The organism is Candidatus Kosakonia sp. 282A-S69 (genome assembly GCF_029433855.1).
Lineage (GTDB): Bacteria > Pseudomonadota > Gammaproteobacteria > Enterobacterales > Enterobacteriaceae > Kosakonia > Kosakonia cowanii_A.
Genome location: NZ_JAROAU010000003.1, coordinates 2,369,271 through 2,384,490, shown reverse-complemented (window position 1 = coordinate 2,384,490; position 15,220 = coordinate 2,369,271). Strand labels below are relative to the sequence as shown.

Sequence of the window (15,220 nt, the reverse complement as noted above, 5' to 3'; positions counted from 1 at the left end):
CGCCATCAGGCATTGGTGCGGAGTTTATTGCCGGATGGCGGCTGACGCCTTATCTGACCTACAAAACCGTATTACGTAGGCCTGATAAGCGAAGCGCCATCAGACATTGGTGCAGAGTTCATTGCCGGAGGCGGCTGACACCTTATCCGGCCTACAAAACCGTATTACGTAGGCCTGATAAGCGAAGCGCCATCAGGCATTGGTGCGGAGTTCATTGCCGGATGGCGGCTGACGTCCTATCCGGCCTACAAAACCGCATTACGTAGGCCTGATAAGCGAAGCGCCATCGGGCATTGGTGCGGAGTTTATTGCCGGATGGCGGCTGACGCCTTATCCGGCCTGCGCAAGAGAAGTGCTTACTGCGGGAACCACTGGTCACTGATTTTCTGGTATGTACCGTCGGCTTTAATCGCTTTCAGCGCGGCGTTCAGTTTCTCCAGCAGCGCTTTGTTATCCGGGCGCACAGCGATACCAAGACCGGTGCCGAAATATTGCGGGTCGGTCACCTTCGGTGTGGCTGCACCGAGCTGCGGGTTGGTTTTCAGCCACTCATTCACTACTGCTGTATCGCCAAACACGCCGTCGATGCGGCCATTTTTCAGGTCGATAATCGCGTTCTGGTAGCTGTCATACGCGACGGTGGTCACTTCCGGGTGCTTATCCTGCAAATATTTCTGATGGGTGGTGCCATTTTCCATGCCGATGCGTTTGCCCTTCAGATCGTCAAAAGATTTAAAAGCCTCTTTTTTGGCAATCACCAGCGCAGAGTTGGCGTAATAGGGGTCGGTAAATGCTACCTGCTTACTACGCTCCGGGGTAATGTCCATCCCGGAGATCACCGCGTCATACTTCTTGAATTTCAGCGCCGGGATCAGGCTGTCGAAGGCGTGATTGGTAAAGGTGCAGTTGGCCTGCATCTGCTTGCAGAGCGCGTTCGCGAGATCGATATCAAAGCCGACAATCTTATTGCCCGCATCGAGGGATTCAAACGGTGGATAGGTCGCCGACACGCCGAAGCTGATCTTATCGGCCGCCATAGCCCCTGTGGAAACGGTAGCGAGAAGGGCGGCCAGTATCATTTTTTTCATGAGTAAACTCCTGTCTATCTTATTGTTGTCACCCGGAGGCATGAGATTAACAATGCCAGTGTATGAATTTATATGCAACTATAATGCTTAATTATTTATTAAAGGCAAAAATAAAGGCGAGAAATGGGGTCATTTGCTCGCCTCTACAGCTTATCTATGCAGCTTAGTTGCGCCGCTCAAACGCCAGCGCCTTGCGCTCAATCAGGCGCATCATCAGCGTCAGCAAGCCATTCACCACCAGATAAATCAAACCGGCTGCGCCAAAGACCGTCACATCGTAGGTACGTCCATACAGCAGCTGCCCGTGTCCCATCACTTCCATCAATGTAATGGTGTAGGCCAGCGACGTACTTTTGAACACCAGCACCACTTCGTTCGAGTAGGAGGAGAGGGCGCGTTTAAACGCATAGGGTAGCAGGATCGCCAGCGTATCTTTCTTGCTCATCCCCAGCGCGCCGCAGGATTGCCACTGCCCATCCGGGATGGCGCGGATCGCACCATAGAAGAGCTGCGTGGTATAGGCCGCGCTGTTAAGCGACAGCGCAATCAGCGCGCAGAGCCACGGCTCAGAGAGCAGACGCCAGATCGCCGGATAGTTCTGCAATGAAGGGAACTGCCCCGGCCCGTAGTAAATCAGGAAGATCTGCACCAGCAGCGGCGTGCCGGTAAAGAGCGTGATATAGGCGCGGACAATCTGCGTCAGCACCGGCGTTTTCAGCGTCAGCACAATGGTGAAGAGCAGCGACAACACCAGCGCCACGATCAGCGAGGCCACCGTCAGCGTCAGGCTGGTGTGCAGCCCTTTGAACAGCTCGGGCATAAATTCAAGCATTATCCCGGCCTCCGTTCAAAGCGCGTCGCGTGCAGATCGATGCGTTTCAGCACCCACTGGCTGAGCAGGGTGATCACCAGATAGATCGCCGCCGCCACAATATACCAGGTAAACGGCTCCTGAGTGCGGGTGGCGATACTTTTGGTTTGCAGCATCAGATCGTTAACGCTTATCAGCGACACCAGCGCAGTATCTTTCAGCAGCACCAGCCACTGATTACCCAGCCCCGGCAGCGCATGGCGCCACATCTGCGGCATCACCAGGCGAAAGAAAATGGCCCTTTTCGACAAGCCCAGCGCCTGACCCGACTCGCGCTGACCCTCCGGCACCGCTTTTAACGCACCGCGCAGGGTTTGCGAGGCGTAAGCCGCGTAGAGCAGGGAGAGGGCGATCACGCCGCAGAGAAACGGGCTGACGTCGAAATTCTCAATCTGCATCTGCACCGGGATCTGCACAACGCCGAGGTTGAGGGTAAAGCCGTCCGACAGCAGTAACAGCAGCTGAGAGGAGCCGAAATAGATAAACAGCACCACCAGAATCTCCGGCAGGCCGCGTAAAATCGTCACCAGCGCGGTGCCGATCCAGGCAATGGGTCGCCATTTGACCGACTCCCAGACGGCAAAGATCATCGCCAGCACCAGGCCGATGATCAGCGCGCAGACGGCAAGGCCGACGGTCATCCCGGCGGCGCTTGCTAGTGGAAACATGTCATTCATTCAGTATTACTTCTGGAACCATTTGCTGTAGATGGTCTGGTAAGTCCCATCTTTCTTCACTTTTTCCAGCGCGGCGTTAAATTTCTGCTGCAGCTCGGTGTTACCCTGGCGTACCGCGATACCGAGGCCGGTGCCGAAGTAATCTTTGTCGGTCACTTTATCGCCAACGGCGGCCAGTTTAGCGTCAGACTTCAGCCACTCTGTCACCACCGCGGTGTCGCCAAAGACGGCATCGATACGGCCGTTTTGCAGATCCAGACGCGCGTTCTGGTAGCTGTCGTAAGGCACGGTGGTGATTTCCGGATGCTTATCGGTGATGAATTTCTGGTGCGTGGTACCGTTCTGTACGCCGACACGCTTACCTTTCAGCTGGTCAATGCCGGTGAATTTGCCCTGCTGGCCGACAAAGAGCGCAGAGTTGTCATAATACGGGGTGGTGAACAGCACCTGTTTTTCACGCTCCGGCGTGATATCCATCCCGGCCATTACCGCGTCGAAGCGGCGAAATTTCAGGCTCGGGATCAGGCTGTCAAACGCCTGGTTAGTAAAGGTACAGGTGGCATCGATCTCTTTACACAGGGCGTTCGCCAGATCGACATCGAAACCGACAATTTTGTTATTGGCGTCGGTCGATTCAAACGGAGGGTAGCTCGCTTCGGTGGCGAAACGGATGGTCTGGGCTGCTGTAGCGCTAAGGCTGACGCTGGCAACAAGTGCGGCGATCAGTAATTTTTTCATTGTCTTTATTCCCGAGTCTTCAGTGAGATAGGTAGTATTTAAACGCGTCGGTCTGCGGCGCAGCAAAGCAGCCCGCATCCCCTTGCTCAACAATGTGACCATTTTCCATATACACCACGCGACTGGCTGTCTTGCGCGCCACTTCCACTTCGTGGGTCACGATAACTTGCGTAATACCGGTTTGCGACAGCTCGCGAATGATGCTCACGATCTGTGCGGTGATCTCCGGGTCGAGCGCAGCGGTCGGCTCATCAAACAGCAGCACCTGCGGCTCCATCATCAGCGCGCGCGCAATCGCCACGCGCTGCTGCTGACCGCCGGAAAGGTGCAGCGGGTAACGATCGCTGTAAGGCTTGAGGCGAAGACGCTCAAGCAGTTTCTCGGCGCGCGCCAGCGCCTCATCTTTACGTAATCCGAGCACGCGGCACGGCGCTTCAATCAAATTCTGCTGCACGGTGAGATGCGGCCAAAGATTATATTGCTGAAATACCATGCCCACATTCTGGCGCAATTCGCGAATCGCTTTATCAGAAGGGGTTTTGGCGAAATCGAAATGATTGCCTGCGATGGTCAGCTGACCAGAGCGCGGCATTTCGAGCAGATTCAGCACGCGCAACAGCGAGCTTTTCCCTGCGCCGCTTGGACCGAGCAGCACCAGCGTTTCACCCTGCGGGCACTCCAGTGTGATATCGAACAGCGCCTGATGTGCGCCGTAGAAGCAATTGATGCTGTTTAATTTAATACTCATCGAAGCAGTCTGATAGCAATTGAGGCCGCAAATAGTAACGTTGACAGAATAGTTATGCAATATTTGTGCGTTAAAACTTAAAAATAAACCAAGTTACTACATAAAATTAGCACATAACACTGGTCGGCGTGGGAACCAGGCATAAATGTCGGCATTCCTCACAGAATGCCAGACATTTTACGGGGGTTATCGATAGGTTTACTCAATACTTAGCGGTGCTCGACCGACTGGCGCAGCGTACCGGCTGGGGCATGTACCGTACCGCCGAGATAGCGCACATCATCGACTGCCCAGCACTGACCTTCGCGGATCATTAGCACCTCATCCTGCCAGTGCTGATCGCCTTTGGTTAACGTCACGCGCAGCGGAATATTGCGCGCGTCACTGTTCGGGATGGTTGAGGCACTGGCGACATCGGCTTTCTCGGGTGCCAGATTGCGGCTGGAGAAGGGGTCGCCCTTCAGCAGCACGTTATTACGCGCGTCGCGGCTGGCGGCGGTGAGCATTTTGCTCAGATCATCGCTCAGGTATGGGCGCAGCGAAGACCAGTTAGCGCCCGGATGCTCAATGCGGTAGTCATAGAATTGCTGTGCCACACTGTCCGGGCCGCCTTCAACGCAGGCGCCGACGCGGGCGCCGGTATCTTTAAAAGCTGGCTCAACGGTGGTACAAGCGCTTAACAGCAGCGCGCACGGCATAACAAGAGTCAAAGCTGAATAGCGCATAATGATTTCCTTATTTCTGTTCAGAAGTCGCAACCTTTCAAGAATAGTGTATTGCTCCCATAATGTGTCTGGTAACGCATTGATGGTTAAAAGGAGAAGCATGAAAACGTGGGGAATAGTGCTACTGGCGCTGATACTGGCAGGGTGTGCCAGCGATAAAAAAGATGACAACAAAGGCGTGATTGAGAAACCTGGCTATCAACTGGTGACCCGTTATCAGGCGCAAGCGGCTTATCCCCGTATCAAGGTGCTGGTGATCCATTATACGGCAGATGATTTTGATGTCTCCTTGACCACACTGCTCGGCAAAGATGTCAGTTCGCACTACTTAATCCCGGCCAACCCGCCGCGGGAAAAGGGCAAACCGCGCATCTGGCAGCTGGTGCCGGAGCAGAAACTGGCGTGGCATGCAGGAGCCAGCTTCTGGCGCGGAGCGACGCGCATCAATGACACCTCTATTGGCATTGAGCTGGAAAACCGCGGCTGGCAGAAGACCGCGGGGGGGAAAACCTTCGTTCCTTTTGCGCAGGCACAAATCAATGCGTTGATTCCGCTGGTAAAAGATATTGTCGCGCGTTACAACATTCCGCCGCAGAATGTGGTGGCGCATGCGGATATCGCGCCGCAGCGCAAAGACGATCCTGGCCCGCAGTTTCCCTGGCAGGTGTTAGCCGCGCAGGGGATTGGCGCCTGGCCCGATCCGGCGCGCGTCGCGTTTTACCTCAATGGCCGCGCGGAGTATACGCGGGTCAGCAACGCGGCACTGCTTGATCTGCTGGCGCGTTATGGTTATGACGTCAAATCGTATATGACACCGCTGCAACAAAAGCGGGTCATCATGGCATTTCAGATGCATTTTCGCCCGGCGAAGTGGGACGGCGTAGCTGACGCCGAAAGCTTAGCGATCGCCGAGGCTTTACTGGAAAAATATGGTCAGGCAGAGTGATCCCTGCCGACTGACTGATGACGAGGTCAATGGAGATGGATTTACGCATCCTTACTGGCGCGCTGCTGATGGCGGCTTTTGCCGCTCACAGTGCGCCGACACCGCCCTTTAGCTGCGCTTACTGGGATAAAAAAACGGACAACGTCGAGACCCTTGCCAACTGCGCGACGCTGCAAGAGGGCAAACTGGTGTTTCTGCCGGAGTTGTTCGAGAAGAGTCAGGATGTGGATGGCATGTCGTGGGTTGGCTTATATGACTACACCCGCGAAGCCGGGCTGCCGGATGCCGATTACTATGTACGCGCACCGGATCGCTATCTGCCGGTGGTGCATTTCGATAACGGGCCGGACTGGTTTGTCGAAGGGCTGGTACGCGCCCGGCAGAATGGCAAAGTGGGCTACTGGGACGATTCGTTCCGCAACCATATTGCGCCACAGTTTGATTACGCCTGGCAGTTTCAGGAGGGTAAAGCGCTGGTCTGTAACGGCTGCAAACCGCAGCGCGAGGGTGAGCATACGGCGCTGGGTGGCGGCGAGTGGTTTTACATCAATAAAAACGGCCAGCGGGTTTCCGAGATCAGATCCGGGCCGTTTTGAGTCGCTTAGCGGTGCAGTTTGCCGTGATCTTTTAGCCAGAACGCCGTGCGTCTGATGCCCTCATCGAGCGTCACAATCGGCGTATAGCCCAGCTCCTGCTGCGCGCGTTTGATATCCAGCGTGAAATCAAAATTGAGCTTCGAGACGCCGTAGTGTGTAAAGGCGGGCTCTTTCGCACGCTTGTCGCCGAAGCGCTCCATGCTGCGCGCCACCATATCCAGCATGGTGTAGGGCACGGAGCGAATACGGCAATCGATGCCCAGTTCCTCAATCAGCGTCTGCACAATGGTGCGCAGTGAGCGCGGTTCGCCGTTGGTGATATTAAAGGCGCGCCCGGAGGGAAGGGCGTCGCACTCAGGCTGGCTCGCCAGCCACATCGCATGCACCGCATTTTCGTAATAGGTCATATCCACCAGCGCATCGCCGCCGCGCGGCAGCAGAACGCTGCGGTAGTGCTGCATCATCTGCGCCAGCCGCGGGATAAAGACCTTATCGTGCGGGCCAAACAGGCTCTGCGGGCGCAAAATGGTAAAGCGGGTTTGCGGGTTTGCCTGCGCCAGCAGATCGATAACCTGCTCACCGGCGGCTTTACTGCGGGCAAACTCGTTGGCGAAGCGCCGCGGTCGAAACGCTTCGTCAATGTCGCGGTGGTGGTGAAAATCGAAATAGAGCGACGGCGAGGAGATATGGATAAAGTTACGCACGCCCCAGGCGACCGCCCATTCACCAAGACGGCGCGTGGCGCGCACGTTAGCGAGATCAAACGCTTCCTGGGTGCCCCATGGCGAGGTAAAACTCGAGCAGTGCCACAATGTGTCGATACCCGCAAGCATCACTTTCGCCTGCGAAGAGACCAGCTGGGTTAAATCCGCCGGTACAAACTCAGCGCCCATCTTGCAGAGCAGCTTGCCCATTGCTTCGTTGCGGCCCGTCGCCCGGACTGCAATGCCTTTTTGCCGCAGATATTCGACCGCGTTTCGGCCTAAACCGCTGGTTGCGCCCGTGACCAGAACCTTCATAGCAATCCACTGTGTTAAGCGTTTATCGCGCGCATTCTTTCGTGAATCACGCCCTGATGCAATGGGATTGTTGAAAGAAAGGGATGGGCTCAGACTTTTTCACTGCCTTTTTCCGCAAGCCTGGCGATACGTTGCGCCATACCGCGAAAAATAAACAGATGCGCCGGAAACATCATCAGCCAGTAAAAAAGCCCCGGCATACCGTGCGGATGCCACCAGGCGCGCACATCCACCACGCGGCACTCACCCTTATCCGTTACCGTAAAGGTTAAACGCCCGAGCCCCGGCGCTTTCATGCCAAACAGCAGGGCAAGCTGCCGTTCCGGCTCAACGATAATCACCTTCCAGCTGTCTACCGCATCGCCGACCTGCAAATAGTCGCGTTGCGGTCGCCCGTGCGCCAGCTTATGGCCGATAAGCCTGTCGAGCGCGGCGCGGACCTGCCAGAGCAGATTGCCAAAAAAGTAGCGCTCTTTGCCGCCAATAGCGTTGATCACCTGCCATAACGCCTGCGTGCTGGCTGGCGTGGTGACGCTAAAACCGGCCTGCTTCGGGTAGTAGCCATATTGCGGACGCCAGCGGGAGAAAGCCTGCGGGTCGTAGCCCCAGTCGCTGGAGTTAACCAGCTTCTCCTCCTCTTTAAGGGTGCGGCGCACCGCCTCATCAAAGGGGATCAGCGTTTGCGGAATTAATGCGCGCAGGGCGCGGTCATCCGCCAGCAGATCGTGTTTCAGCCCCTGGATCAATGCTTTCGCGATGGAGGGCGGCACGGAGGTGATAAGGTGTAAAAACCATGCCGAGATAAGCCGCGTCGGCAGCGGCAGCGGGATGAGCGGCCGCTTGACGCCGCTCACCGCCATAAAGCGGATAAACTGCTGCTGATAAGTGAGCACCTGCGGCCCGGCGGCTTCAAACACCCGGTGCGTATCGGCCGGATGGTTGAGCAGCTCAAGCAGGTAATGCAGCAGATTCTCCAGCGCGATGGGGGTGGTGCGCGAGCGCACCCAGCGCGGCGGGGTCAGCACCGGCAGGTTAAAGACCATGTCGCGCATCACCTCAAACGCTGCCGAACCGGCACCGACAATAATCCCGGCGCGCAGCTCGGTCACCGGCACGCCCGCGGCACGCAGCAGATCGCCGGTATACTGGCGCGCCAGCAGGTGATCGGAGTCGCTTCTCTCATTCGCCTGCAAAGAGCTGAGATAGATCACCTGTTTCACGCCGGCGCTCTGTAGCGCGTCGCGCACATTCAGGGCGATCTGCCGCTCATGGGCGACAAAATCGCCGCTCTCGCCCATGCTGTGCACCAGATAGTAGAGGGTATCGACATCCGCCAGCAGCGCGGGCAGTGCCTGCGGCCAGAAGAGATCGATCTCATGCAGCGAGACATTCGCCAGCGCCAGCTTTTGCAGCCGCCCTAAGCGCCGCGCTACGGCTTTCACCTGATGACCCTGCTCGCTGAGGGCTTGCACCAACTGCTGTCCGATATAGCCGCTGGCACCCAGCACCGCTATCCGCTGCGCCACATCTGCTCCTTAGCGCTGCAAAAATGCCTGCCAGTGGCGAACCACCTCGCCAAGCTGCTGGCGGCTGACATCCAGATGCGTGACCAGCCGCACCACGCTGCCTGCGGTGATCGTCACCCCGCGCTCGCGCATAAACGCGCCCAGCGCCTGGGCGTTATCCCCCACGCGGATAAACACCATATTGGTATCGTGGCGCATTACGTCGACGCCCAGTTCGCGCAGCTGTGTCGCCAGCCAGGCGGCGTTGTCATGATCCTCTTTCAGCCGCTCAACGTTGTTTTTCAGCGCATAGAGCCCGGCTGCGGCAAGAAAACCCGCCTGGCGCATGCCGCCGCCGGTCATCTTGCGCCAGCGGTTAGCGCGGGCGATATAGGCGCTATCCCCGACCAGCAGCGAGCCGACCGGCGAGCCGAGACCTTTGGAGAGACAGATGGTGAAGGAGTCGCAATATTGCGCGATCGCTTTTAAGTCGCAGCCATACTCCACCAGCGCGTTAAAGATGCGCGCGCCGTCGACGTGCAGCGCCAGCCCGCGCTCGCGGGTAAATTCCCAGGCCTGTTGCAGGTAGTCGCGCGGCAGCACTTTGCCATTGTGGGTATTTTCAAGGCTCAGCAGTTTAGTGCGGGCGAAGTGAATATCATCGGCTTTGATCTTAGCCGCGACCTTATCCAGCGGCAGCGTGCCGTCGGCGGCTGCATCAATTGGCTGGGGCTGAATACTGCCGAGCACCGCCGCACCGCCTGCTTCATAGAGGTAGTTGTGCGCGCCCTGGCCGACAATGTACTCTTCGCCGCGCTCACAATGGCTGAGCAGGGCGACCAGGTTAGCTTGTGTTCCGGTGGGTAAAAAGAGGGCGGCCTCTTTGCCGCTCAGTTCAGCGGCCCAGGCCTGAAGTTCGTTAACGGTCGGGTCATCGCCATAGACATCATCCCCGACCGGGGCGGCCATCATTGCCTCCAGCATGGCGCGTCCAGGTCGGGTCACGGTGTCACTGCGTAAATCAATCACGGCATTTCCTTATCTTGCGATGGGTAATGCCCTCTGTTTTACCTGAGCCAGTTGGTTTTCGCCAGTTCAACCACCTCGTCGCCGCGCCCGTTAATGATCGCGCGCAGCATATAGAGGCTGAACCCTTTCGCCTGCTCAAGTTTAATTTGCGGCGGCATCGCCAGCTCCTCTTTGGCGACGGTGACATCAATCAGCACCGGGCCATCAATGGCGAAGGCACGCTGTAGCGCCTCGTCAACGTCGGAGGATTTCTCTACGCGAATGCCGGTGATGCCGCACGCTTCGGCGATGCGGGCAAAGTTTGTTGCCTGCAATTCGGTGCCATCGGTCAGATAACCGCCCGCTTTCATCTCCATCGCCACAAAGCCGAGCACGCTGTTGTTAAAGACGACAATCTTTAGCGGCAGTTTCATCTGCGCCACCGAGAGAAAATCGCCCATCAGCATGCTAAAGCCGCCATCGCCGCACATCGCAACCACCTGGCGCTGCGGAAAGGTGGCCTGAGCGCCAATCGCCTGCGGCATGGCGTTAGCCATTGAGCCGTGGTTAAAGGAGCCAACCAACCGGCGTTTGCCGTTCATCTTCAGATAGCGCGCCGCCCAGACGGTCGGCGTGCCGACATCGCAGGTGAAGATGGCGTCATCATCGGCGAAATCACTGATGCGCTGGGCCAGATATTGCGGGTGGATCGCCTTGTCGCTCGGCTTTGCCAGGTCGTCCAGCCCTTTGCGGGCATCGCGGTAGTTCGCCAGCGCTTTATCGAGGAAGGCGCGATCCGTTTTCTGCTCCAGCAGCGGCACCAGCGCCGCCAGCGTTGCTTTGATATCGCCGACCAGCGCCATATCCACTTTGCTGTGCGCGCCGAGGCTCGCCGGGTTGATATCAATCTGGATGATCTTCGCGTCATTCGGGTAGAAGGCGCGGTAGGGGAACTGGGTGCCGAGCAGCACCAGCGTGTCGGCATTCATCATGGCGTGGAAGCCGGAAGAGAAGCCAATCAGCCCGGTCATGCCAACATCGAAGGGGTTGTCATACTCAACGTGCTCTTTGCCGCGCAGGGCGTGAACAATCGGCGCATTCAGCTTGCCGGCGAAGGCCAGCAGCTCTTTATGCGCACCGGCGCAGCCACTGCCGCACATCAGTGCCACGTTGCTGGAGTAGCGCAGCAGCTGCGCCAGCTTTTGCAGCTCCTCCTCGGCGGGAACCACCACCGGTTGTGGCGCACGATACCAGTGGCTGCTGGCGTTTTCCGGTGCCGCCTGCAGGGCGACATCGCCGGGCAGCACCACGACGGAGACGCCACGGTTAAGGATCGCTTTGCGCATCGCAATCGCCAGCACCTGCGGGATCTGCTCCGGGTTAGAGACCAGCTCGCAGTAGTGGCTGCATTCGCGGAAGAGCTCCTGCGGGTGGGTCTCCTGAAAATAGCCGCTGCCAATTTCGCTCGACGGAATATGCGCGGCGATGGCCAGCACCGGGACGCGGTTACGGTGGCAATCAAACAGGCCGTTGATTAAGTGCAGGTTACCCGGCCCGCAGGAGCCTGCGCACACCGCCAGCTCGCCCGATACCTGCGCTTCGGCACCGGCTGCAAAAGCGGCGACCTCTTCATGGCGGGTGGGCATCCAGTCGATGGTGCCCATGCGATTCAGGCTGTCACTCAGCCCGTTGAGGGAGTCGCCGGTGACGCCCCAAATCCGTTTTACGCCAGCCTGTTCGAGGGTTTTGGCGATATACGCGGCCACTGTCTGTTTCATGTTGAGGCTCCTTTTTGTGATCACGCTTACAAGCTTAGACAATCGACGCTAACGAGGCGGGAATATTATATCCATGAGTAAAACAGAGGTTTATTTTGACGATGAAGAGGCTGGCCTGATGATAGTTCACAAAAAAAGGAATAATTTCATATGGTTAAATCATTGTTAAATTCAGTTAATAAGATGTTTGCGCATGAAGATTTGGGGCGCTTGCTGCTGCGTCTGGCGGTGGGCGGACTGATGCTGTTTCACGGCGTGCATAAGTTGATTGGCGGGATTGATGGCATCGCCGGGATGCTGGCGGCAAAAGGATTGCCGGGATTTATCGCCTACGGCGTGCTGGTGGGAGAAGTGCTCTGCCCGGTGTTAATTATCCTTGGTATTTTTACCCGTCCGGCGGCGCTGGTGCTGGCGTTTACGATGGTTGTCGCCTGGCTGATGGTGGGCATCGGCGAAACCGGTTCGCTGGACGTCACGGGCGCGTGGGCGATTGAGAGTATCGTCTACTTCTTCCTCGGCGCGCTGGCGGTGGCGTTGATGGGCGCAGGGCGTTATTCGGTGGCACCCGCGTGGAAATAACGGTGATGTAAAAAATGCCGGATGGCGGCTGCCGCCCTGTCCGGCCTACAGGTTCAGAGCATGTTCTGCATTGCCGGATGGCGGCTGCCGCCTTATCCGGCCTACAGGCTCAGAGCATGTTCTGCATTGCCGGATGGCGGCTGCCGTCTTATCCGGCCTACAGGTTCAGAACATGTTCTGCATTGCCGGATGGCGGCTAACGACTTATCCGGCCTACAAAGGCATATCACCTTTGTTGTAGGCCGGATAAGCGCAGCGCCATCCGGCATGTTGATTTGCACCTTACGCTAAAATCAAATCCCCCTGCGGGTGACAGGAGCAGGCGAGCACGAACCCCTCGGCAATCTCCTGCTCGGTCAGCGTCATGGTGCTGCTGACCGAATACTCCCCGGAAATCACCTGCGTTTTGCAACAGCCGCAGACACCTGCGCGACAGGCGGCGTTGACCGGCATGTTATTGCTCTCCAGCGCCTCCAGCAGCGTGCTGCCCACCGGCGCATAGAAGGTTTTCACCGGCGACAGTTTGCTGAATTTCAGCCCGCTGGTGGCGGCTTCGGCAACCGGCGTAAAGAACTGCTCTTTAAAGAAGCGGGTGACGCCCAGGGCTTTGACCTCCTGCTCAACCCACGCCATATAGGGCGCCGGGCCGCAGGTCATTACCGTGCGTGCAGTGAGATCCGGCACGGCGCTCAACAGCTCACGGCTTAAACGCCCCGGCACAAAGCCATCGGTAGCGTTATGTTCTGCCACCAGCGTTACCGGGTAATGTTGCCACTCGTCGGCAAAGATCACATCCTGCGGTGAGCGCACGCTGAAGATCACCCGCACATCTGCCTGCGGGCGGTACTTCGCCAGCCAGCGGCGCATAGAGATAATCGGCGTCACGCCGCAGCCGGCCGCCAGCAGCAACAGCTTATCGTTCGGTTCGTTATCGCAGGTAAATTCCCCCTGCGCGTCCGAGAGCCAGAGATAATCGCCGCGCTTAACCTCGCGCGTCAGCCACTGCGAGCCGGTACCCTCATCAATACGGCGAATGGTCAGCGTAATGTATTCGCTGACGCCCGGCGTCGAGGATAGCGTATAGGCACGCAGCGTGTCCGCGCTATTGCCAATGCTTACCAGCGCATACTGCCCGGCGCGGTAGGGGTAGTAATCATGGCACAGCAGCGAAAGCGTCCAGACATCCGGCGTCTCCTGGTGGAGATGGTGCACCTGCATCCGCCACGGGCATTGAGGGGTTGGCATGCTCATTTTTCGCTCCTTATGCGCTCAGTAACTGCTGCATATCCTGCTCAACGGTGGTCACCTGGCGCAGGCCGAACTTCTCGTTCAGCACCGCCAGCAGATCCGGCGTCAGGAAGCCTGGCGCGGTAGGGCCGGTGACGATGTTTTTCACACCCAGCGAGAGCAGGGTCAGCAAAATGACAATCGCTTTCTGTTCAAACCAGGAGAGCACCAGCGAGAGCGGCAGATCGTTAACACCGCAGCCGAGCTTATCGGCCAGCGTTACCGCCAGAATAATCGCCGAGTAGGCGTCATTACACTGCCCGGCATCAACCAGACGCGGCAGGCCTTCGATGTTGCCAAAGTCGAGCTTGTTAAAACGGTATTTGCCGCAGGCCAGCGTCAGGATCAGGCAGTCGTCCGGCACCTGGGTCGCAAAATCGGTAAAGTAGCTGCGCTCTCCGCGTGCGCCATCGCAGCCGCCGACCAGGAAGACGTGGCGCAATTTTTCGCGGCTCACCAGATCGATTAGCGTATCGACTGCGCCGAGCAGCGTCTGGCGACCAAAACCGACGGTGATCAGATGCTCGATTTCGCTGAACGGGAAGCCGGACATCTGCTGCGCCTGGCGGATCACCGGGGCAAAGTCATCGCCTTCAAGGTGGTTAACGCCCGGCCAGCCGACAATGCTGCGCGTCCAGATTCGGTCATCATAAGAGCCGACGGTCGGGTCGATAATGCAGTTGGAGGTCATCACGATCGGGCCCGGGAAGCGGGCAAACTCGACCTGTTGATTCTGCCAGCCACTGCCGTAATTACCGACGAGATGTTTGAATTTACGCAGCTCCGGGTAACCGTGCGCTGGCAGCATTTCGCCGTGGGTATAGACGTTTACGCCGGTGCCTTCGGTCTGTTGCAGCAGGTTATAGAGATCTTTCAGGTCGTGACCGGAAATGAGAATGCACTTGCCCGCCACCGCTTTGACGTTCACCTGGGTCGGCGTCGGGTGACCATAGAGGCCGGTTTCTCCGGCGTCGAGAATGCTCATCACGCTGAAGTTCATCTTGCCGATCTCCATCGCGCACTCCAGCAGAGCGTTCATATCCGCAGGCCAGGTGCCGAGCCACGCCATGATGTTGTGGTAGCGCGCGTAGAGATCGTTATCGTACTGGCCGAGCACGTGGGCATGTTCCATGTAGGCTGCTGCGCCTTTCAGGCCATAGAGGCAGAGCAGGCGCAGGCCAAGAATATTGTCGCCGATCGCCGCTTTGTCTTTGTTCGGGGTGAATTCTGCCGCCTGGCGCTGCAACGCGCCGGGATCGTCGCTCACCAGCTGCAATTCTGCCATCGGATTGTCTACGCGTGCCTGCGGGTCGATCGCCAGACACAGGGCTTTCAGCGCGTCGCGTTTGGCAATCGCTTCACGGGCATAACCGATAATGCGTAACGAATCGAAGTTGACGTTGGTGAGGGTGGAGAAGAAGGCGCGCGGCGCGAAGTTATCAATCTCATGGTCAATCAGATCGTAGTCGCGTGCTTTGCACGCCCAGGCGGAAAGGCCCTGCAGGGCAGCAATCAGCAGATCCTGGAGATCGGAGGTTTCAGCGGTTTTCCCGCACATCCCCTGCGCGTAAGAACAGCCATTTCCTGCCGGGGTACGGATGGTTTGTTCACATTGCACACAAAACATGGTCACACCTTTTTTAAAGTTATATTTA

15 protein-coding genes are annotated in these 15,220 nt (G+C 57.6%); 3 read left to right on the top strand and 12 right to left on the bottom strand.

The genetic code is table 11. From position 1 onward, the window contains the following. Positions 1-356: 356 nt before the first annotated feature. From artJ to PU683_RS16945, 6 genes are all read right to left on the bottom strand, one after another. On the bottom strand, positions 357-1,088 hold the full coding sequence (artJ, locus tag PU683_RS16970) for an arginine ABC transporter substrate-binding protein ArtJ (RefSeq protein WP_277173516.1): 732 nt from the start codon (positions 1,086-1,088) through the stop codon (positions 357-359). Positions 1,089-1,251: 163 nt separating this feature from the next. Continuing rightward, positions 1,252-1,920, bottom strand: a complete 669-nt coding sequence (gene artM / locus PU683_RS16965; RefSeq protein ID WP_023481628.1) for an arginine ABC transporter permease ArtM — start codon at positions 1,918-1,920, stop codon at positions 1,252-1,254. Next, positions 1,920-2,636 carry an arginine ABC transporter permease ArtQ gene (artQ, locus tag PU683_RS16960; RefSeq protein ID WP_277173513.1) on the bottom strand — a complete coding sequence of 239 codons (717 nt, stop codon included), beginning with the start codon at positions 2,634-2,636 and terminating at the stop codon, positions 1,920-1,922. The genes artM and artQ overlap by 1 nt, the downstream gene beginning before the upstream one ends. Positions 2,637-2,642: 6 nt before the next feature. Next, positions 2,643-3,374 (bottom strand): arginine ABC transporter substrate-binding protein ArtI, encoded by a 732-nt coding sequence (gene artI / locus PU683_RS16955; RefSeq protein ID WP_277173510.1) that lies wholly within the window; start codon positions 3,372-3,374, stop codon positions 2,643-2,645. Between the two features lie 19 nt (positions 3,375-3,393). After that, the gene (gene artP / locus PU683_RS16950; protein ID WP_023481454.1) at positions 3,394-4,122 is read right to left on the bottom strand and encodes an arginine ABC transporter ATP-binding protein ArtP; all 729 of its coding nucleotides are present in this window, start codon (positions 4,120-4,122) and stop codon (positions 3,394-3,396) included. Positions 4,123-4,331: 209 nt separating this feature from the next. Further along, positions 4,332-4,847 (bottom strand): lipoprotein, encoded by a 516-nt coding sequence (locus PU683_RS16945; protein ID WP_277173508.1) that lies wholly within the window; start codon positions 4,845-4,847, stop codon positions 4,332-4,334. Positions 4,848-4,947: 100 nt separating this feature from the next. On the opposite strand from PU683_RS16945, the gene PU683_RS16940 reads away from it, so the two are divergent. Both PU683_RS16940 and PU683_RS16935 read left to right on the top strand, forming a co-directional pair. Then, a complete protein-coding gene (locus tag PU683_RS16940; protein WP_277173506.1) occupies positions 4,948-5,793 on the top strand; it encodes an N-acetylmuramoyl-L-alanine amidase in 846 nt (281 codons plus the stop codon). Between the two features lie 35 nt (positions 5,794-5,828). Continuing rightward, positions 5,829-6,389 (top strand): WG repeat-containing protein, encoded by a 561-nt coding sequence (locus PU683_RS16935; RefSeq protein WP_277173504.1) that lies wholly within the window; start codon positions 5,829-5,831, stop codon positions 6,387-6,389. Positions 6,390-6,394: 5 nt separating this feature from the next. Here PU683_RS16935 and PU683_RS16930 read toward each other — a convergent pair whose 3' ends face one another. From PU683_RS16930 to poxB, 4 genes are all read right to left on the bottom strand, one after another. Next, complete coding sequence (locus PU683_RS16930) at positions 6,395-7,408, bottom strand: NAD-dependent epimerase/dehydratase family protein (protein ID WP_277173502.1); 1,014 nt, start codon at positions 7,406-7,408, stop codon at positions 6,395-6,397. A gap of 89 nt (positions 7,409-7,497) precedes the next feature. Beyond that, entirely contained in the window at positions 7,498-8,934 is a 1,437-nt protein-coding gene (locus PU683_RS16925) for a DUF2867 domain-containing protein (protein WP_277173500.1), read from the bottom strand. Between the two features lie 9 nt (positions 8,935-8,943). Further along, complete coding sequence (gene ltaE / locus PU683_RS16920; RefSeq protein ID WP_277173498.1) at positions 8,944-9,942, bottom strand: low-specificity L-threonine aldolase; 999 nt, start codon at positions 9,940-9,942, stop codon at positions 8,944-8,946. Positions 9,943-9,980: 38 nt separating this feature from the next. Beyond that, positions 9,981-11,699 carry a ubiquinone-dependent pyruvate dehydrogenase gene (gene poxB / locus PU683_RS16915; protein ID WP_277173496.1) on the bottom strand — a complete coding sequence of 573 codons (1,719 nt, stop codon included), beginning with the start codon at positions 11,697-11,699 and terminating at the stop codon, positions 9,981-9,983. Positions 11,700-11,849: 150 nt separating this feature from the next. On the opposite strand from poxB, the gene PU683_RS16910 reads away from it, so the two are divergent. Beyond that, complete coding sequence (locus PU683_RS16910) at positions 11,850-12,278, top strand: DoxX family protein (protein ID WP_277173494.1); 429 nt, start codon at positions 11,850-11,852, stop codon at positions 12,276-12,278. A gap of 282 nt (positions 12,279-12,560) precedes the next feature. Here PU683_RS16910 and hcr read toward each other — a convergent pair whose 3' ends face one another. Beyond that, a complete protein-coding gene (hcr, locus tag PU683_RS16905) occupies positions 12,561-13,529 on the bottom strand; it encodes an NADH oxidoreductase (RefSeq protein WP_277173492.1) in 969 nt (322 codons plus the stop codon). Between the two features lie 10 nt (positions 13,530-13,539). After that, positions 13,540-15,192 (bottom strand): hydroxylamine reductase, encoded by a 1,653-nt coding sequence (hcp, locus tag PU683_RS16900; RefSeq protein WP_277173490.1) that lies wholly within the window; start codon positions 15,190-15,192, stop codon positions 13,540-13,542. Between the last annotated feature and the right edge of the window lie 28 nt (positions 15,193-15,220).

Coding starts and splice junctions, on each gene's coding strand:
- artJ (WP_277173516.1), bottom strand. CDS start 1,088: ATGAAAAAAATGATACTGGCCGCCCTTCTCGCTACCGTTTCCACAGGG.
- artM (WP_023481628.1), bottom strand. CDS start 1,920: ATGCTTGAATTTATGCCCGAGCTGTTCAAAGGGCTGCACACCAGCCTG.
- artQ (WP_277173513.1), bottom strand. CDS start 2,636: ATGAATGACATGTTTCCACTAGCAAGCGCCGCCGGGATGACCGTCGGC.
- artI (WP_277173510.1), bottom strand. CDS start 3,374: ATGAAAAAATTACTGATCGCCGCACTTGTTGCCAGCGTCAGCCTTAGC.
- artP (WP_023481454.1), bottom strand. CDS start 4,122: ATGAGTATTAAATTAAACAGCATCAATTGCTTCTACGGCGCACATCAG.
- PU683_RS16945 (WP_277173508.1), bottom strand. CDS start 4,847: ATGCGCTATTCAGCTTTGACTCTTGTTATGCCGTGCGCGCTGCTGTTA.
- PU683_RS16940 (WP_277173506.1), top strand. CDS start 4,948: ATGAAAACGTGGGGAATAGTGCTACTGGCGCTGATACTGGCAGGGTGT.
- PU683_RS16935 (WP_277173504.1), top strand. CDS start 5,829: ATGGATTTACGCATCCTTACTGGCGCGCTGCTGATGGCGGCTTTTGCC.
- PU683_RS16930 (WP_277173502.1), bottom strand. CDS start 7,408: ATGAAGGTTCTGGTCACGGGCGCAACCAGCGGTTTAGGCCGAAACGCG.
- poxB (WP_277173496.1), bottom strand. CDS start 11,699: ATGAAACAGACAGTGGCCGCGTATATCGCCAAAACCCTCGAACAGGCT.
- PU683_RS16910 (WP_277173494.1), top strand. CDS start 11,850: ATGGTTAAATCATTGTTAAATTCAGTTAATAAGATGTTTGCGCATGAA.
- hcr (WP_277173492.1), bottom strand. CDS start 13,529: ATGAGCATGCCAACCCCTCAATGCCCGTGGCGGATGCAGGTGCACCAT.
- hcp (WP_277173490.1), bottom strand. CDS start 15,192: ATGTTTTGTGTGCAATGTGAACAAACCATCCGTACCCCGGCAGGAAAT.